The sequence below is a fragment of the Bacteroides sp. 90-K9/2 genome (assembly GCF_047310725.1).
Lineage (GTDB): Bacteria > Bacteroidota > Bacteroidia > Bacteroidales > Bacteroidaceae > Bacteroides > Bacteroides vicugnae.
This window is the reverse complement of sequence record NZ_JBCGVL010000001.1, coordinates 704,713-723,167: the sequence shown is the minus strand read 5'-3', so window position 1 is coordinate 723,167 and position 18,455 is coordinate 704,713. Positions and strand designations below refer to the sequence as shown.

Annotated in this window: 13 protein-coding genes and 1 pseudogene; 6 read left to right on the top strand and 8 right to left on the bottom strand. The window is 43.1% G+C overall.

What is annotated here, in order from left to right:
* Nucleotides 1–13 precede the first annotated feature (13 nt).
* Entirely contained in the window at nt 14–1,768 is a 1,755-nt protein-coding gene (locus AAHJ11_RS02835; protein ID WP_148366163.1) for a hypothetical protein, read from the top strand.
* Nucleotides 1,769–1,933: 165 nt separating this feature from the next.
* Nucleotides 1,934–2,410: a polysaccharide deacetylase gene (locus tag AAHJ11_RS02830; protein ID WP_148366165.1), complete on the top strand. Its 477-nt coding sequence runs from the start codon at nt 1,934–1,936 to the stop codon at nt 2,408–2,410.
* Between the two features lie 99 nt (nt 2,411–2,509).
* On the opposite strand, the gene AAHJ11_RS02825 is transcribed toward AAHJ11_RS02830, so the two are convergent.
* Nucleotides 2,510–3,268, bottom strand: a complete 759-nt coding sequence (locus AAHJ11_RS02825) for a lysophospholipid acyltransferase family protein (RefSeq protein WP_004297350.1) — start codon at nt 3,266–3,268, stop codon at nt 2,510–2,512.
* Between the two features lie 120 nt (nt 3,269–3,388).
* Here AAHJ11_RS02825 and AAHJ11_RS02820 point away from each other — a divergent pair, with 120 nt between their 5' ends.
* From AAHJ11_RS02820 to AAHJ11_RS02810, 3 genes and pseudogenes are all read left to right on the top strand, one after another.
* Entirely contained in the window at nt 3,389–4,642 is a 1,254-nt protein-coding gene (locus AAHJ11_RS02820) for an exonuclease SbcCD subunit D (protein ID WP_320974261.1), read from the top strand.
* Nucleotides 4,639–7,506 carry an AAA family ATPase gene (locus AAHJ11_RS02815; RefSeq protein WP_413579032.1) on the top strand — a complete coding sequence of 956 codons (2,868 nt, stop codon included), beginning with the start codon at nt 4,639–4,641 and terminating at the stop codon, nt 7,504–7,506. Before AAHJ11_RS02820 ends, AAHJ11_RS02815 begins: the two co-directional genes overlap by 4 nt.
* A gap of 511 nt (nt 7,507–8,017) precedes the next feature.
* A pseudogene (locus AAHJ11_RS02810) lies at nt 8,018–8,062 on the top strand (hypothetical protein); the annotation flags it as partial.
* A 72-nt stretch (nt 8,063–8,134) separates the two neighbouring features.
* Here the strand turns inward: AAHJ11_RS02810 and AAHJ11_RS02805 are convergent.
* The 4 genes from AAHJ11_RS02805 to AAHJ11_RS02790 form a co-directional block, all read right to left on the bottom strand.
* Nucleotides 8,135–8,647, bottom strand: a complete 513-nt coding sequence (locus tag AAHJ11_RS02805; protein ID WP_074637383.1) for an RNA polymerase sigma factor — start codon at nt 8,645–8,647, stop codon at nt 8,135–8,137.
* A 68-nt stretch (nt 8,648–8,715) separates the two neighbouring features.
* Nucleotides 8,716–9,618, bottom strand: a complete 903-nt coding sequence (locus AAHJ11_RS02800) for a vitamin B12 dependent-methionine synthase activation domain-containing protein (RefSeq protein ID WP_099146416.1) — start codon at nt 9,616–9,618, stop codon at nt 8,716–8,718.
* A gap of 172 nt (nt 9,619–9,790) precedes the next feature.
* The gene (locus tag AAHJ11_RS02795; protein WP_234131996.1) at nt 9,791–11,131 is read right to left on the bottom strand and encodes a dihydroorotase; all 1,341 of its coding nucleotides are present in this window, start codon (nt 11,129–11,131) and stop codon (nt 9,791–9,793) included.
* A complete protein-coding gene (locus AAHJ11_RS02790; RefSeq protein WP_148366176.1) occupies nt 11,128–11,871 on the bottom strand; it encodes a polyprenol monophosphomannose synthase in 744 nt (247 codons plus the stop codon). The genes AAHJ11_RS02795 and AAHJ11_RS02790 overlap by 4 nt, the downstream gene beginning before the upstream one ends.
* Nucleotides 11,872–12,185: 314 nt before the next feature.
* Here AAHJ11_RS02790 and mfd point away from each other — a divergent pair, with 314 nt between their 5' ends.
* Nucleotides 12,186–15,560, top strand: coding sequence for a transcription-repair coupling factor (mfd, locus tag AAHJ11_RS02785; protein WP_148366178.1), 3,375 nt, complete (start codon nt 12,186–12,188; stop codon nt 15,558–15,560).
* A gap of 286 nt (nt 15,561–15,846) precedes the next feature.
* Here mfd and AAHJ11_RS02780 read toward each other — a convergent pair whose 3' ends face one another.
* The 3 genes from AAHJ11_RS02780 to AAHJ11_RS02770 all read right to left on the bottom strand — a co-directional run bounded on the left by AAHJ11_RS02780 (nt 15,847) and on the right by AAHJ11_RS02770 (nt 18,380).
* Entirely contained in the window at nt 15,847–17,733 is a 1,887-nt protein-coding gene (locus tag AAHJ11_RS02780; RefSeq protein ID WP_413579266.1) for a YgiQ family radical SAM protein, read from the bottom strand.
* Between the two features lie 87 nt (nt 17,734–17,820).
* Nucleotides 17,821–18,063 (bottom strand): sulfurtransferase TusA family protein, encoded by a 243-nt coding sequence (locus tag AAHJ11_RS02775; RefSeq protein WP_074556428.1) that lies wholly within the window; start codon nt 18,061–18,063, stop codon nt 17,821–17,823.
* Nucleotides 18,063–18,380 (bottom strand): hypothetical protein, encoded by a 318-nt coding sequence (locus tag AAHJ11_RS02770; RefSeq protein WP_074556429.1) that lies wholly within the window; start codon nt 18,378–18,380, stop codon nt 18,063–18,065. The genes AAHJ11_RS02775 and AAHJ11_RS02770 overlap by 1 nt, the downstream gene beginning before the upstream one ends.
* Between the last annotated feature and the right edge of the window lie 75 nt (nt 18,381–18,455).

Here is an 18,455-nt window from a genome sequence, read left to right as displayed (position 1 = left end):
AAACTCAAGTAAAGTGAAAACGACTACTGTTCCGGTATACGCCGCTTTCTTTTTTATTTTAGTCTTATCGGTTTCTTGTCATAGAGATTCGGAGGCCCCTGATGTGGCATTCCGGAGGATCGAAATGTGCATGGAATCTCTTCCGGATACAGCTCTGTATCTATTAAAGTCAATACCTCATACTGAAAAACTACGTGGAAAGTTGCAGGCGGATTATGCACTTTTATTGACGCAGGCGATGGATCGGAACTATGTGAAGTTTACTTCTGACTCATTGATTGCACTGGCACTGAATTACTATACTGTAGAGCGTGGTGACTCCGCAACACGTGCTAAAGCACAGTATTATTATGGAAGAGTGTTGCGTGAACTGGGCAAAGATGAAGAGGCTTTGACATTCCTGTCTTCGGCAAAAGAAATGTTCGGGAATATTCAATGTTGTAAGATGTTTGCAATGGCTACTGATGAGATAGGGATGATTAACCGGAAAAAGAAATTGTATCAGGAGTCGTTGGAGAATTTTCGGGAGTCATATACAATCTATGAAGAGTTGAAAGATTCTTTGAGTCTTGTCAGAGCCGGGCAAAATATAGGCCGGGCTTATTTGTTTCAGAATAAATGGGATAGCTGTTATTTCTATTATATTAATGCTTTAGCACTAGCCAGGGAAAAGCAATATTCGTCTGAAGTTTCCATTTTACATGAGTTGGGGATACTGTGCCGTTCTATGGGAGAACTGAAAAAGTCAGAACGCTATTTTCTTGCTGCTTATGAAAAAGAAACGGATGAAGAAAGGAAATACGTGGAGTGTATGTCTCTCGGTTATTTGTATATACAGATGGGCGATGTAGAGAACGCCCGGAAATATTTTAAGATGAGTATCAATTCTTCTAAAGAATATACCCGTATTGACGCATATAACAATTTATACTTTCTGGAAAAAGATATTGATAATTTTGAGGAAGCGATTATCTATCATGAAAAAGCGGACTCTATCGTGAATGTATTGGATGAAGTCGATTCGCAGGAGCTGATAACAGAACTGCAAAAGCAGTACGAGAACGAGAAGCTCCGGAATGATAATTTACAACTGAAAGTGGATCGTACGGTTTTTATATTTTGCGGTACGGTTATTTTCCTGATTGTGGCCTTCTATATGTGTTATTACTACTACAAAAGTAAGAATCACAGGAAGAAGATTGCCGAAATCGAATCCCAGATTAGAGATAATGAAGAGGAGATAAAGCGATACCAGCAGGAGATGGAAGAAATTCAGGAGTTGAAAGATCAAGTACTGGAAGAGAACCGCATACTGGAAGAAAATCGAATGAAGGTAGGCGAGTTGAATGGAAAGATTGTTCTTTTGAGTATGCAGAACAAAACCTTATCGGGACTGTTGAAAGAACTGGGAGGAGAATTAACTGTCGGACCCTCTTCTGAACAGTACATATCCGCTTTTCGTCTGCTGCTTGCTATCAAAGAGGGAACATTAAGAGGCAAATTGTCTAATGGAGAACGCTATAAATTGTTTAGCCTGTTTGATTTACTCTATTCTAATTACGTTACCCGGTTGCTTGACAAAACTCCTTTATTGACTAAACATGATCTTGAGATCTGTTGCTTTCTTAAATTTGGACTGACCAATGAAGAACTGGCACGTATTTTTCAGACCTCTTCCGATTCTGTCACTAAAGCAAAAGGGAGGCTGAAAGGTCGATTAGGCATTTCTCCACAAGAAGATTTGAATGTGTTTTTAAGGGACTTTTGATAAATAAAAAATGAATTGTCCGGGTCATTAATAGAACGATAGTCTGTATTTTATTGAAATGTAGGTGTTTACGGAAAATCAGGCGCGCTGATTTTGTCCGGGTGACTTTTTTTGTGTTTTCGGATGCATGCCGTACTTTTGACACAACAAAAACCAAATAGCTATATGAAAAATCCTAATGAATTATCTGCCGCCTCTTCTTTGAGAGGTGACGAATTGCAGTTAATAGAACAAAAAGTCAGCATTGTTGTCGGAATAGCTAATTCTCGCACCAGGTTAAGGATAGGAGTTCTATTAAGTAAATATTCAGAGTATCAGGTGGATTATATATCCTCCGAGAGTGAAATCGGTAAACTGATTGAAGAAGCCGACTTGATTATTGGTGCGGGAATTACCGCTTACGAAGGGGTCTTGCGCCGAAAGCCGGTGATTGTAGTGGGGGATTATGGCTTGGGAGGTCTGGTTACTCCGGATACATTCCGCAAGCATTATAACAATCGGTTTAGAGGGAAGATTAATGGCGTCAGAAATGAATCTTTCCCATTAGAGAATTTAGAAAAGGAAATTTATAAAAGTTTTAATTTGACTTTTCAAGAATTACAAATGATGTCAAACCAAACCATAACCTTGCAAAACATCTAAATATCTGAATTTCTTAATTTAATAGTTTGATGCATAAAACTGGTTAGGAATATGGGGGTGCGTGAGCATCCTCATATTTATATAAATATTATGTACTGATTATCGGTCTTGATCTTCGTTTTTCACCATTCCCTTGTATTGTTCCGGCAGGGCACTTTCAACCGCAGCGTAAGCCTCTGCCATGGTTGCCTTGATATTTTCCATTCCTTTCCCTTTGGGCGGAATCGGTTCATGAATAGTCAGAATCATGCGATGACGGTGTATCCATTTGCCTGTGCGTGGCAGAATTTCGAACGAGCCGTCAATGGTGACGGGTACAACCGCCAGCTGTAAATCATCCGCCAACTGGAAGGCTCCTTTCTTAAAGTATCCCATGTGTCCTGTAAATGTACGCGCTCCTTCAGGAAAGACAACGAGAGAAACCCCATCTTTCAATGAGTCTTTTGCCTGCCGGATTGTTTCCAATACTTTTTTAGGGCCGGATCTGTCTACAAAGATATGTCCTGCACTTTCACAGGCTTTTCCTACAAACGGCAGTTTACGCAGGCTTTTTTTCATCATCCACTTAAAGTTTCTTCCGATGAAGCCATAAATAAGGAAAATATCGAATGAACCCTGATGATTAGGTACGAAAATATAGGAAGTTTTGTCATGCAACTTTTCACGTCCCTCAATCTTCACGGGAATCAACAGAAACAGACAAATTAATTGTGACCAAATCTTCCCCGGATAATATCCCCAGATGTGGGCTCCTCCCAAGAGAGAACCTACAATAGTGACGATTGCCGTGAGGATGGTCAACACTAATAAAATAGGCAAAGCGATGCAAATCTGATAAATATAATACAATATCTTCATAGGGTTGGATTTTTATCCTGCAAATATACATGATTATTGGTAAAAAAGAGGGGCAGATGTGATATAATCTTTTCGATTGTGTTATTTTTGCCTCTTGTTATTAGAGATAGTTACAAAATTATGATACGTATATTGCATACTGCCGACTGGCATCTAGGACAAACCTTTTTTGGTTATGATCGCACGGAAGAACATGAAGTTTTTCTGAATTGGCTGGCAGAAGAAATTCGTCAGAAAGAGATTGATGCATTGATTATAGCCGGAGATGTTTTTGATGTTTCCAACCCTTCCGCTGCATCCCAAAGCATGTATTATCAGTTTATTTATCGGGTGACAGCAGAGAATCCGTATTTGCAGATTGTCATTGTTGCCGGCAACCATGATTCGGCAGCACGCCTGGAAGCTCCTTTGCCTCTGTTGCAAGCTATGCGGACGGAAGTCAGAGGGGTAGTTCGCAAGCTCGAAGGCGGAGAGATCGATTATGACCATCTGACTGTAGAACTGAAGAACCGGCAAGGGGAAGTAGAATTGCTTTGCATGGCAGTTCCTTTTCTGCGTCAGGGAGATTATCCGGCCGTGCAAACGGAAGGTAATCCGTATGCGGAAGGAGTTCGCGAACTTTATGCACAACTTTTGCAAAGATTATGGAAGCGAAGGACGGAGAATCAGGCGATTCTTGCCATCGGTCATTTGCAGGCCACAGGATCGGAGATTGCAGAGAAGGATTATAGCGAGCGTACCGTGATTGGCGGGTTGGAGTGTGTATCTCCGGAAGCTTTTTCCGAACAGATAGCTTATACGGCATTAGGACATATACATAAAGCGCAACGAGTGTCCGGAAGAGAGAATGTGAGATATGCCGGAAGCCCCATTCCGATGTCTTTTGCCGAGAAACATTATCATCATGGAGTCGTGATGGTGACTTTCGACGGAGGCTGTGCGGTGGATATTGAACGGTTGGAATGCCCGAAATTAATACCTTTGGTGAGTGTGCCGAATGGAGAACCCGTTTCACCGGAAGCTATCTTGAAAGCCTTGAAGGAACTACCCGAGACAGAAGCCGTAGCCCCATATCTGGAAGTAAAGGTATTGTTGGAGGAACCGGAACCCATGCTTCGACAGGAGATTGAAGAGGCACTGGCAGATAAAAACTATCGGTTGGCGCGTATTGTTTCTACCTATCACACTGATATCGGAAATACGGTGAAAGAAAATGAAAACTGGAAGAGGGGGTTGCAGGAGATGTCTCCCTTACAGATTGCACAGTCTGCCTTTGAGAAGATTTATCAGGTGGAAATGCCTGTAGAACTGACAGGTTTGTTTGAAGAGGCCTATTTGGCTGCTACCCGTAAAGAGGAGGAGGAAGAAGAATGAAAATACTAGCTATACGATTGAAGAATCTGACCTCGATAGAAGGGACGGTAGAAGTGGATTTTATGGCAGAACCATTATATTCTGCAGGTATCTTTGCCATTTCAGGACCTACCGGTGCAGGTAAGTCTACTTTATTAGATGCATTATGTCTGGCATTGTATGATAAGGCTCCCCGCTTCGCTACTTCAGTGGAAAATGTGAACCTGGCAGATGTGGGAGATAATCAGATTAATCAGTCTGATGTTAGAAATTTGTTGCGCCGGGGGACAAGTGATGGTTATGCGGAAGTCGATTTTTTAGGTATTGACGGACGGCGTTACCGTTCTCGTTGGTCGGTGAGGCGGACAAGAAACAAGATAAACGGTTCTTTGCAGCCACAAACGCTGGAAGTGAAAGAATTGGATACGGAGAAAGAATTTCAAGGTACCAAGAAAGAGTTGTTGATTCAGTTGGTGGAGTTGGTTGGCCTGACGTATGAACAGTTCACCCGTACAGTATTATTGGCACAAAATGATTTTGCTACATTTCTGAAATCAAAAGGGGCGGCGAAAGCAGAATTACTGGAGAAGTTGACAGGAACCGGTGTTTATTCCCGGATTTCTCAAGAGGTTTATGCCCGGAATAAGGCGGCACAAGAAGAGGTGACCTTGATTCAGAATCGAATGAATGTGATCGAACTGATGCCGGAAGAAGAGCTGCTTGCTCTGCAAAAAGAGAAAGAACTATCGACTGAAAAGCGTGCAGTAGGGATTAAACTGCTGGCAGAACAGAATGAACAACTGAATGTGGTTCGTTCATTAAAAATACAGGAAGAACTTTGGAAGAAAAAGCAGCAGGAAGAACAGGAGGAACAGGCCAGAGAGAAAGTACTGCAGAGTGCATTAGCTTCCCAAGAGGAAGGATTGGTGCATTTTAAGGCACAATGGGAGGCCATACAGCCGGACTTGAAGAAAGCGCGTCAATTGGATGTACAGATACAATCACAGCAAAGCAGTTATACACAGTCGCAGCAGATTTTACAGGCGGCTAACAGGCAGGTGGCGGAGCAGGAACAAAAAATGCGGGTGGCTGCGGAACAATTACAAGTGTCTTATTCTTCTCTGAACCGCTTATTAAGCCATGTAGGGATAGAAGAAGCACTGCAACTTGAACAGGTGGAAGAGATTCTACGGCAAGAAGAAAGCAAACTGGCTGCCGCTACAAGTACGAATGAGGAACGTTTATTGCGCTTAAATTCTTTCGGATATCCGTTATTGGCCGAAGAACAGGTGAAGTTGCAAAAAGAGTTGACTCGTCAGCAGAATATCCGGCAATTAACGGAAACGCAGACGAAAGCAAAGACGGAAATAGAAAGACTAGAGAAAGAAGTGGCCGATTGTCTGAAACAATTGACGGAGCAAGAAACCGCATTGAAAGTTACTCAACGTCTTTACGAAAATGCACGTATGGCAGTGGGAAAAGATGTAAAAGCATTGCGCCGACAATTACAGCAAGGGGAGGCTTGTCCGGTTTGCGGAAGCACAGCGCATCCTTATCATCAGGGGCAGGAGGTGGTAGATACTCTTTTCCGGAGTATAGAGCAGGAGTATAATGCAGCAGCAGCCAACTGTCAGCAGATGAATAACCGGAGCATTGCCCTGCAACGTGATTTGGCACATCAAAAAACGGTGGACGGACAAATCGGAGAACAGTTGGCAACATTATATAAAGCAGGGATTGAAGCCGGAAACGAAGAGCAGATACAACACCGTTTGGCGGAACTGTCAGAACGTATTTTGGAATATCGCAATCTTTACGCAGAATGGCAGCGCGGCGATGAAGAAATTAAAAAGATGCGTGCACATTGTGAAGCCCTCCGTGAGAATGTTTCTCTCTGTCGTTTGGCTATGCAGAAAGTATCGTCAGCCAAAGAACAGCTGGTAATTTTACAGAATGCTGCTTCGGCCGAGCTAAAGAGATTTGAAGTGATAGAAAAAGCGCTGAATGTGCTTCGTCAGGAACGTTCGCAGCTATTGAAAGGAAAAAGTGCGGATGAAGCGGAAGCTGTCGTAGCAAAAAGAGAGAAAGAGCTGAATCTCGCTTTGGAGAAAGCGCGTAAAGAAGTAGAGGCGGTACACAACCGGCTCTCCGGTTTGCAAGGAGAGATGAAGCAAATTGCACTGGCTATAGGAGAGTTGCAGGAACAGTATAAAAAGATAGAGTCTCCCGAACTGCTTCCCGAAATAATAAAGAAGCAACAAGAAGAAAATATGAATGTCGAACGTGCCCTTTCTACCATGGAAGCCCGCCTGCTACAACAAGCAAAGAATAAACTGACTGTGGAACAGATTGCGAAGGAACTGGCAGAGAAACAGACGGTTGCCGAACGTTGGGCAAAATTGAATAAACTGATTGGCAGTGCGGATGGGGCGAAATTTAAAGTGATTGCTCAAAGTTACACTTTGAATTTGCTGCTGCTTCATGCCAATAAACATTTATCTTATCTCTCTAAACGTTATAAGCTACAACAGGTGCCCGATACGTTGGCACTTCAGGTAATAGATTGCGATATGTGTGATGAAATACGGACTGTATACTCTCTTTCAGGAGGTGAATCGTTCCTGATTTCTTTGGCACTAGCTTTAGGTTTGTCTTCCTTGTCAAGTAATAATCTGAAAGTTGAATCTCTTTTTATTGACGAAGGTTTCGGCTCTTTGGATGCGGAAAGTTTGCGTACAGCCATGGAAGCATTGGAGCAATTACAGATGCAGGGACGGAAAATAGGAGTCATCTCTCATGTGCAGGAGATGAGTGAACGGATTTCTGTTCAGGTGCAGGTACATAAAAAAGTGAATGGAAAAAGTGTGCTTACCGTGGTGGGGTAAGCACACTCCTTAGCCTACTGTATATGAATTATTCAGCTTAGATTCTTTTACATTAATTCGTTCAGTTCGCTTAAATTCTTCTTGATTTCGTGGATACGATTTAAGAACTTCTTGCGGTAAATCCATAAGATCAGGCCTAGTCCTCCGCCCCATAACAGGATGAAGAAAACTATCATACCCATTCCATATTGCCACACTTGCCAGTAGATAAATGAAAGTATAGCCAGGACTAGGAGGAAGGTAATAGCAATCAATCGTTCCCTGATGGTCCATCGATGGATACGGTTCACGCGGCTGATTACTTCTACCAAAGGCATCTCGTCTATTTGTGTCCGTTGGAGGAAACGGGTGGTGACGATATCCCAGCAAAGAGCAGGAATCCATGCGAAAATGATAATGATATAGATCGGGTTCAATCTGTTGTGCAACAGTACCTCCGCTAAAAATAAGATCAGTATCGGCAGAGAAATCAGGATAAGCTTGATGTTCAGGCTGGCAATGGCGTGGATACCTTTGTCCGCATGCCTTATCAGCTTTTCAAGCTCTTCTTCTTTAATGAACTTTTTGTCTTTCAAGTGTTCATCCAGGGCATTCCAAGATTTTTTCAGTTCTTCCAGTTCCATATATCTTATTCCTCCTTTTTCATTCTTTTAAGTTTGTCTTTGATACGACTTAGTTTGGTCGCTACATTGGTAACCGTCAGTCCGGTGATTTCTGCTATTTCCTCGTAACTTTTGTCTTCGAGATAAAGCAGGATAATTGATTTGTCGAGCTGTCCCAGTTGGTTGATCATCTGATAGAGCTGTTTCAGCATTTCGTTGATCGGGTCGTGTGCTTCTATGGCCCAGTCGGTATCTTTGGTGAGGCTGACTATTTCCGGCACATTCTTTTCTTTACGATAGAAGCTGATACAAGTGTTGAGGGCAATACGGTAAATCCAGGTGGAAACCTTACATTCTTTTCTGAATTTGGGATAGGCTTTCCAAAGGTTTAATACCACATCCTGATACAGATCATTGAGAGGAGCATTGGGATTGGCATACAGATAGCATACCTTATAGATCACTCGTTCATATTCGCGGATCACCGACAAAAACTCTTGCTCAATAGGGGCGCTGACCTCTGTTGTTTGTTCTCTCATGGAGTCTATGATTACTTTTCTGGTTAGTTAGTCGTGAGAAAAGGAGAAAAATCACAGGAGAATAAGGACTATTGAAGATTGGCTGCCAGAAACTTACACATTTCTTCGATGCTTTTTCCCCGGCGGCGGGCATAATCTTCGAGTTGGTCTTGTCCAATCTTTCCGACGGAGAAGTATTCGGAAGCAGGATGCGCGAACATAAGTCCGCAAACAGAAGCGTGCGGGTACATAGCTCCGTTTTCGGTTAGTGAAATGCCTATCTGCTTCATATCCAATAGTTCATCCAACAGGAAGTTGACAGATTGATCCGGTAAGGACGGGTAGCCGACAGCAGGTCGGATGCCTTGATATTTCTCGACCAGTAAATCCGCTATGCCTAAATTCTCGTCTTTGGCATATCCCCATGCTTCTTTGCGTACATATTCATGCATCTTTTCTGTTGCTGCTTCTGCCAGTCGGTCGGAGAGAGTTTGGACAAGCAGGTGTTTATAAGGATCCTGTTCGTACAATCCTTCCATGTCCGCATCAATGGAAGAAGCAAAAGCACCGATGGTATCCGGGATGCCGGAAGAAATCGGACGGATAAAGTCGCTTAGACAAAGAAAAGGACTACCATCTCTTTTCGGCGTTTGTTGGCGCAGTAAAGGAAAGGTGATGAACCGGTCTTTTTCTTTCTCAATAATCAGGTTATCCCCGTCAGAGTTTGCCTTGCAAAGCTTGAAGATGGTCTTTACTTCATAATCCCGGTCAAGCAGATCGAGCATCCGATTGGCTTCTTTGAATAGCTGCATTGCTTCGGAAGCTTTATTACGCTCTTCTTCCGGGAAAGTTGTCAGCCACGAAGCACGGCAGGCATCACATCCGTGAATGTTGGCGATGGCTGCAAAACGCGGTTGGAAACCCCATGCGTGGAAAAAGTAAATCCAGTTGATGTAGGGAGTGACTGTATGTATTTTATAAGATAAAATCATAAATTATGCAATTAAATAGGAGTTTAATGGCGGTAACGTAGTGCCAGGCAAGATTTCCTTCAGGATATTGATGTTCTTAGGCACGGATTACACGGATTACGCTGTTGTTTTATATAGTCATATTTCTAAAAACCGTGAAATAAATCCGTGTAATCCGTGCCTGAAATATTATTTATCGCTCAAAGAACAATTCCTGTCCGCGATAAGTCTCGTCTATTTCTCCGTTGTTATATAACAGATGTCCGTTTACAAATGTTTTCTCTACTTTCCAGTCGAATGTGTGTCCCTCTAATGGACTCCATTTGCATTTGCTTAGAATACAATCGGTTGTTACCGTCCATTCGCTTCCGGGACGGACTAATACCAAGTCAGCCTGATAGCCTTTGCGAATGAATCCTCTGTTTGGTATCTCATACATCTGCGCAGGAGCATGAGCCATCTTTTCTACTACTTTTTCGATAGTAAACACTCCTTTTTCTGTCAACTCCAACATACTGACGAGTGAGAACTGAATCATCGGCATTCCGGACATTGCTTTTAAGGCACCGCCTTCTTTTTCGCTAAGTAAGTGTGGGGCATGATCTGTGGCAATGGCATCAATCAAACCGCTATTGACAGCCTCTTGCAAAGCTTTCCGGTCTTGCGCTGTCTTAATGGCAGGGTTGCATTTGATGCGGGCACCCAGTGTCTGATAGTCCTCTTCCGTAAAGAGCAGATGAGAAACACAGGCTTCTGCCGTGATCTTTTTTTGTACCAAAGGTACATTAGAAAACAGGCTCAACTCTTTAGCTGTGGAAATATGCATGATGTGCAGGCGGGCGTTTGTCTCACGTGCCAACTGCACTGCCAGTTCGGATGAACGATAGCAAGCTTCTTCCGAACGAAGGAGCGGATGAAGAGCCAAAGGTACATCGTCTCCGTATTCTTTCTTATATTTATCCGTATTTTCTTTGATAATTCCCTGATCTTCGCAATGAGCAGCGATGAGCAGATCAGTTCCACCGAATATATTACGCAGACTGGCCATCCGGTCTACCAGCATATTGCCGGTGCTTGACCCCATAAATAGCTTCACTCCACAAACCCGGTGTTTATCCAGTTGTGCAAACTGGGTATAGTTATTATTCGTTGCTCCGAAATAGCAGGAATAGTTGACAGCCGACTTTTCACCCAACAGAATAAATTTTTCTTCCAAAGCCTCCAATGTAGTAGTTTGCGGATTGGTATTGGGCATATCCATGATAGAGGTGACACCTCCTGCTGCCGCAGCACGACTTTCTGTGGTGATATCTGCCTTATGAGTCAGTCCGGGATCGCGAAAATGCACATGTTCGTCGATGGCACCCGGCAAAAGATAACATCCGGTTGCGTCTATTATCTCGTCACAGGGGGCAGTTGCGTTTTCTTCACCGACCCATATTTCGGCTATCTTTTCATTCTCGATTACTACTGAACCCAGAACTTTTCTTCCTTCGTTGACAATAACGGCATTTTGAATCAGTGTACGTTTCATTTCTTTTGTGGGAATTTATGGAACCAACTATTTACTTTTAATTTTATCACACCAAATATGGCTTCTCCAAAGATGCTGCTATTCATTTTAGAAGTCCCTAATTCACGATTAATGAAGATAACGGGAACTTCGATGATTTTGAAACCACACTTGGATGCAGTGAATTTCATTTCAATCTGAAAGGCATATCCTTTAAAACGAATATGATCTAAATCGATCGTTTCCAATACCTGACGGCGGTAGCAAACAAATCCGGCAGTGGTGTCATGTACAGGTATTCCGGTGATAAACCGCACATATTTAGAGGCGAAGTATGACATCAATACCCGTCCCATCGGCCAATTCACTACATTCACTCCACTGACATAACGGGAACCGATAGATACATCTCCTCCTTGTTCCGAACAAGCCTGATACAAACGGGGTAAATCATTCGGATTATGACTGAAGTCTGCATCCATTTCAAAAATATACTCGTATGCGTGCTCCAGTGCCCATTTAAATCCGGTAATGTAGGCAGTGCCCAGTCCCAGTTTTCCTTTACGTTCAATCATAAAAAGCCGTTCGGGAAATTCTTGTTGCAGTTTTCTTACGATGGCTGCCGTCCCGTCCGGAGAGCCGTCTTCTATGACCAGAATATGGAATACTTGGGGAAGGCCGAAAACGGCACGGATGATATTTTCTATGTTCTCCCGTTCATTATAGGTGGGGATAATTACAATGCTATCCGATGTCTGCATATAGATACTATAAAATTTAGAAACAAAAGTAGTTCTTTTCCTTTAGTTATAGCTGAACTAAGGAAAATTTAACGTGTTTCATACCCCCATTCGGAATAAGACGGCATGTTGTCGGAACTAAGCCCGCACCTCGCTTGGGGTAAGCCCACGCCTTAGCAGTGCTCATCCCACGGCTCACGGATGTTTAGCCCACGGTTTAACAGCACTCGCCCCACATCTAAGTAATGTCCGGCAGATACCTTATTATAATACTTCTGTTCTTTGGGTGTATACTCCCAATCTTTTTTGTAATTTTGCGGGGAAATTTTATAGGTATGACAATAACTGAGTTGCAACAACAATATGCTGCCCACCCCAATATGGCAGTAATGAAGCGCTTGTTGAAGGACACTTCCGTTCAGACTGTTTTTTGCGGAGGACTGTGTGCATCCGCCGCTTCTCTTTTTTCTTCTGTACTGGTGCAAGAGGGTGGTTGCCCGTTTGTATTTATTTTAGGTGATCTTGAAGAAGCCGGATATTTCTATCACGACTTGACGCAGATATTAGGTACGGAAAGAGTCTTGTTCTTTCCATCTTCATTCCGTCGCTCCATCAAGTATGGACAAAAAGATGCGGCCAATGAGATTTTGCGCACAGAAGTACTTAGCCGCTTGCAAAAGGGGGAAGAGGGATTATGTATCGTTACGTATCCGGATGCATTGGCGGAGAAAGTGGTGTCGCGCAAGGAATTGAGTAATAAAACGCTGAAGCTGAATGTAGGAGAGAAAGTGGATACCACTTTCATCACCGATGTGTTGCATAGTTATGGTTTTGAATATGTAGACTACGTATATGAACCGGGACAATATGCTGTTCGCGGTAGTATTATCGACGTTTTCTCTTTTGCTTCGGAATATCCTTATCGTATTGATTTCTTTGGTGATGAAGTGGAAAGTGTCCGTACCTTTGAGGTGGAATCCCAATTATCCCGTGAGAAGAAAGATGGAGTGTCTATTGTTCCCGATTTGGCGGTGACAGGTGACGTAACGACTTCTTTTCTGGATTTCATCCCGAAAGAGACTACCTTGGCGATGCGCGATTTTCTTTGGTTGCGCGAGCGAATCCAGGTAGTACACGATGAGGCGCTGACGCCACAGGCAATAGCCGTTCAGGAGGCCGAAGAGAATGGTGGCATTACATTGGAAGGGAAATTGATAGACGGCAGTGAGTTTACTGTACGGGCACTCGATTTCCGCCGGTTGGAATTTGGTAATAAACCGACCGGAACGCCCAATGCCAGCGTTACTTTCAATACATCTGCCCAGCCTATCTTTCATAAGAATTTCGATCTGGTAGCTTCTTCTTTCAAGGATTATCTGGAAAAAGGCTATTCGCTTTATATCTGTAGTGACAGCATGAAGCAAACAGATCGTATCAAAGCGATTTTTGAAGATCGAGGTGATAAGATTAATTTTACTCCCGTAGAACGTACTATTCACGAAGGTTTTGTAGATAACACACTGCAGCTCTGTATCTTCACAGACCATCAGTTGTTTGATCGTTTCCATAAATATAATCTGAAAAGTGATAAAGCCCGTTCGGGAAAAGTGGCACTATCCTTGAAAGAACTGAATCAGTTTACTCCGGGAGACTATGTGGTGCATACGGATCATGGTATCGGACGTTTTTCCGGCTTGGTACGTATTCCGAATGGTGATACTACGCAAGAGGTTTTGAAACTGGTGTTTCAAAATGAAGATGTGGTGTTCGTTTCTATTCATTCCCTGCATAAGGTTTCCAAATATAAAGGTAAAGAAGGAGAGGCTCCCCGCCTTAACAAATTAGGTACAGGTGCATGGGAGAAACTGAAAGAACGTACGAAGAGTAAAATCAAGGATATTGCCCGCGATTTGATTAAATTGTATTCGCAGCGTCGTCAGGAAAAAGGTTTCTCTTATAGTCCCGATAGTTTTTTGCAGCGTGAGTTGGAAGCATCCTTTATTTATGAAGATACACCGGATCAGAGCAAGGCGACGATTGATGTCAAGGCGGATATGGAAAGTGACCGTCCGATGGATCGTCTGGTCTGCGGAGATGTAGGATTTGGAAAAACCGAGGTAGCGGTCCGTGCGGCTTTCAAAGCCGTTGCCGATAATAAACAAGTGGCCGTTTTGGTTCCGACAACAGTGCTTGCTTACCAGCATTTTCAGACTTTCCGTGAGCGTCTGAAAGGGTTACCGTGCCGGGTGGAGTATTTAAGCCGCGCACGTACTGCCGCACAGACCAAAGCTGTATTGAAGGGATTGAAAGAGGGAGATGTCGGTATTCTGATAGGTACCCATCGTATCTTGGGAAAAGATGTCCAGTTTAAAGACTTGGGATTGTTGATTGTGGACGAAGAGCAGAAATTTGGAGTCTCTGTCAAAGAAAAGCTGCGTCAGTTGAAAGTAAATGTGGATACACTGACGATGACTGCTACTCCAATTCCCCGTACCCTTCAATTTTCATTGATGGGTGCACGCGACTTGAGTGTGATTTCTACTCCGCCACCCAACCGCTATCCGATTCAGACCGAAGTGCATACTTTTAATGAAGAAGTGATAACGGATGCCATCAATTTTGAGATGAGCCGCAACGGTCAAGTCTTCTTTGTCAATAACCGGATTGCGAACTTGCCGGAATTGAAAGCGATGATCGAACGTCATATCCCGGATTGCCGTGTAGCAATTGGACATGGACAGATGGAACCGACAGAGCTGGAGAAGATTATTCTGGATTTTGTCAACTACGACTATGATGTACTCTTGGCAACTACAATCATCGAAAGTGGTATTGATATTCCGAATGCCAACACTATCATTATCAATCAGGCGCAAAACTTTGGATTGAGTGATCTCCATCAGATGCGTGGACGGGTAGGACGTAGCAACAAGAAAGCTTTTTGTTATCTGCTGGCTCCTCCGTTGGGTAGTTTGACAGCCGAAGGAAGGCGACGTCTTCAAGCGATTGAAAACTTTAGTGATTTGGGAAGTGGTATTCATATTGCCATGCAGGATTTGGATATTCGTGGAGCCGGAAATCTACTTGGAGCCGAACAAAGCGGATTTGTTGCCGATTTGGGATATGAGACATATCAGAAAATTCTGACCGAAGCTGTCCATGAGTTGAAGACAGATGAGTTTGCAGAACTGTATGCGGATGAAATCAAAGGCGAAGGACAAATTAGTGGAGAAGAGTTTGTAGACGAGTGTCAGGTAGAAAGCGACCTCGAACTATTATTACCCGCCAACTACGTAACTGGCAGCAGCGAACGCATGTTGCTATATCGTGAACTGGATGGGCTGACATTGGACAAAGATGTGGAAGCTTTCCGTGCTCGTCTGGAAGACCGCTTCGGACCGGTTCCCCGGGAAACGGAAGAACTACTCCGTATTGTGCCTCTACGCCGTCTTGCAGCCCGTTTGGGTGCAGAGAAAATCTTCCTGAAAGGTGGGCGGATGACCTTGTTCTTTGTTTCCAATCCGGATAGTCCGTTCTATCAAAGTAAGGCTTTTGGTAAAGTGATAGACTATATGATGAAATATACCCGTCGTTGTGATTTGCGTGAACAGAACGGCAGACGGAGTATGCTGATTAAGGATGTTACTAATGTGGAAACGGCAGTCAGTGTGTTGCAGGAGATTGTGGCTTTGCCGGTAAAGGAAGCATAAATGAGTTGAAGATGCTATTATTGGCAACAACTCATCACTATGTAGCTTTTATTTCTTTCTCTTACCTATATTATTTTTTCGATTGCCTAATGAGTTTTCGTTTGACTTAAGTTGAACTAACGCCCGACAATAATTGAACTATCGTTTGACTATAGTCAAACGAAAACTTACTAGGTAATCAAATATATATCAATTGGAGAGCGCTAACTTAAAAGTAGCCAATAGAATCACAAGTTATAATTGATTCATAATCATGCCTTATGCTTGATTTATAATTTATTTCATTCTATCTTTTTCCTTTCCCTCTTTCCATGTCCTTTCCTTTTCCGTATAACTTGTCTATCAAATCTGAACGTCCGATACGTCTCAACTCATTGATGATGTTTTTTCGTTCTTCCGGTTTATACCAGAAAAAGAACTGGCGTTGTGCAAGTTTCTCCCGTTGGGTTTTGGCACTGAAGATCGGTTCTAGCGTGTATGGATGGAATCCACTATACCAGGCTTCGGTAGCCACTGTCATCGGAGTAGGAGTGAAGTCCTGTACTTGTTCCAGGTGGAAGTCCAGACGTTTAGTGATAACGGCAAGCTCCGCCATATCTTCTTCGTTGCATCCGGGATGCGAAGAGATAAAATACGGAATCAGTTGCTGACGCAGATTCTCTTCCCGGTTGATACGGTCGAATATCTTCTTGAATGTTTCAAATTGCTCAAAAGAAGGTTTGCGCATTACGGATAATACCCGGTCACTGGTGTGTTCCGGAGCTACTTTTAACCGGCCACTCACATGATTGACTATTAATTCGCGGGTATACTCGGCAGTGCTACGGTTGATAGCTTCATCTTTGCTTTGATGAAGTAACAGATCATAGCGTACACCGCTACCGATAAACGATTTTTTGATTCCGGGCAAGGCATCCACAGCATGGTAAATATCCAGTAGAGGGCGGTGATCGGTATTTAGATTCGGACAAACTTTCGGGTGAATACATGACGGTCGTTTGCATTTCTTGCAAATAGCTTCCTCTTTCCCTTTCATCTGATACATATTAGCGGAAGGACCTCCCAAATCACTTAAATATCCTTTGAAATCGGGTAACTGAATAACCTCTTTTACCTCTTTCAGTATAGACTCTTTGCTTCGGCTGACAATAAACTTTCCCTGATGGGCGGAAATGGTGCAGAATGCACAGCCACCAAAACATCCTCGGTGAATGTTGATGGAAAATTTAATCATATCGTATGCCGGAATCCGTTTCCCTTTGTATTTTGGATGAGGCAGGCGGGTATATGGTAGATCAAACGAATGATCGAGGTCTTTCTGGCTCAGCGGAGGATAGGGAGGATTGACAACTACTATCTTATTTCCTACTGCTTGTGTGATTCGTGAAGCCGAATATTTATTGGATTCTTCTTCGATATGTCGGAAATTACTAGCCTGTTTCTTTTTATCTGCCAGACATTCTTCGTGTGAATAAAGTTGAAGGTCATCTTCCGCAGATGTCCATTCTGTTGCACGACAAAGATAGGCTGTTTGGGGTACAGAACCGATAATTGTTCTGAATTTGCTGCTCGTCAGTACAGGTTCTTCAGCGGTGAGCAGACTTTTCATATTCTTCACCAGGTCTGCAAGAGGCTTTTCCCCCATTCCGTAAATGAGCAGATCTGCCCCGCTGTCGCACAAAATACTCTTTTGCACTTTGTCCTGCCAATAATCGTAATGGCTCAACCGTCTTAAACTGGCTTCGATTCCTCCGATGACTACCGGAACATCCGGAAAGAGTTTCTTTAGTATCTGGCTATAAACCGTGGAAGGATATTCCGGACGCATATCCGGTCGGCCGTCCGGAGTATAGGCGTCTTCGCTGCGTAGTCGTTTGTTGGCGGTATATTTATTAACCATCGAGTCCATGCATCCGCCGGAGATACCGAAGAATAGCCGTGGACGTCCCAACTTCCTGAAGTCACGCAGGTCGTCACGCCAGTTAGGTTGGGGAACGATGGCTATTTTCAAACCTTCCGCTTCGAGAATGCGTCCGATAACGGCAGCACCAAAAGAAGGATGATCCACATATGCATCAGCACTGAATAGAATGACATCCAATTCATTCCATCCTCGAAGTTCTACTTCTTTCTTAGTAGTGGGTAACCAGTCGGTCAATCGATATTCTTTCATGCCGCAAAGATACGGATAATAAAAAAACATCCCAATGATTTTTTTATTCATTGAGATGTTTCACTTCGTTCATTAGGATGTTTTCTTTCAATTATTAGGATATTTTTTTAACTTCCCGTTGATTGTGAACTGTAATGTCATTTGTTCACCGTCATAGATTTCACGGAAACCAATACCTTGCTCGGACAGATATTCCTTTAGATCCTGAAACGCATCGGCATGGTTCATGATAATCTCTATCGTTTCACCCGGAGAGGCAGTGCACATCGCTTTTATTGCAGGAATCAGCGGACTGTATGCTGTTATTCCGCAGGTATCTACCGTAATCATTATTCCTCCTCTTCTTCCGCTTCCGGACTGGAGAGCCAGGTAAGATAGAGCTTGATGAGCTGTTGCAAGCCGAATGCCTTCATATTATTGTGATAAATCACGTCGATACAAAGGTCCAGCAAGTCTTTGCTATCTTCCTCCTGGCTGGCGATAAGGGAACGGACATTAAGTTTCAACTTATCCAAAACTGCTTCATCTACAATACCGGTACTGTCGATAAGATGACGGAACAGAGCATATTTTTCAATCGTTCTCAAGTTTTCATTAGATACTTCTATGCTGCGTGTACCACTGGGATTTGCTTGTATAGTATACATTGTTTTTTAGTTTTAAAGGTTATTATAGTAGCAAAGATAGAATTTAAAATGAAAAACGGATTAAAAAAAAAGATA

Bases quoted from the DNA above. Each gene is read 5' to 3' on its own strand.
- AAHJ11_RS02830 (WP_148366165.1), top strand. From the start codon at position 1,934: ATGAAAAATCCTAATGAATTATCTGCCGCCTCTTCTTTGAGAGGTGAC.
- AAHJ11_RS02825 (WP_004297350.1), bottom strand. From the start codon at position 3,268: ATGAAGATATTGTATTATATTTATCAGATTTGCATCGCTTTGCCTATT.
- AAHJ11_RS02820 (WP_320974261.1), top strand. From the start codon at position 3,389: ATGATACGTATATTGCATACTGCCGACTGGCATCTAGGACAAACCTTT.
- AAHJ11_RS02815 (WP_413579032.1), top strand. From the start codon at position 4,639: ATGAAAATACTAGCTATACGATTGAAGAATCTGACCTCGATAGAAGGG.
- AAHJ11_RS02805 (WP_074637383.1), bottom strand. From the start codon at position 8,647: ATGAGAGAACAAACAACAGAGGTCAGCGCCCCTATTGAGCAAGAGTTT.
- AAHJ11_RS02800 (WP_099146416.1), bottom strand. From the start codon at position 9,618: ATGATTTTATCTTATAAAATACATACAGTCACTCCCTACATCAACTGG.
- AAHJ11_RS02795 (WP_234131996.1), bottom strand. From the start codon at position 11,131: ATGAAACGTACACTGATTCAAAATGCCGTTATTGTCAACGAAGGAAGA.
- AAHJ11_RS02790 (WP_148366176.1), bottom strand. From the start codon at position 11,871: ATGCAGACATCGGATAGCATTGTAATTATCCCCACCTATAATGAACGG.
- mfd (WP_148366178.1), top strand. From the start codon at position 12,186: ATGACAATAACTGAGTTGCAACAACAATATGCTGCCCACCCCAATATG.
- AAHJ11_RS02780 (WP_413579266.1), bottom strand. From the start codon at position 17,733: ATGAAAGAATATCGATTGACCGACTGGTTACCCACTACTAAGAAAGAA.
- AAHJ11_RS02775 (WP_074556428.1), bottom strand. From the start codon at position 18,063: ATGATTACGGTAGATACCTGCGGAATAACAGCATACAGTCCGCTGATT.
- AAHJ11_RS02770 (WP_074556429.1), bottom strand. From the start codon at position 18,380: ATGTATACTATACAAGCAAATCCCAGTGGTACACGCAGCATAGAAGTA.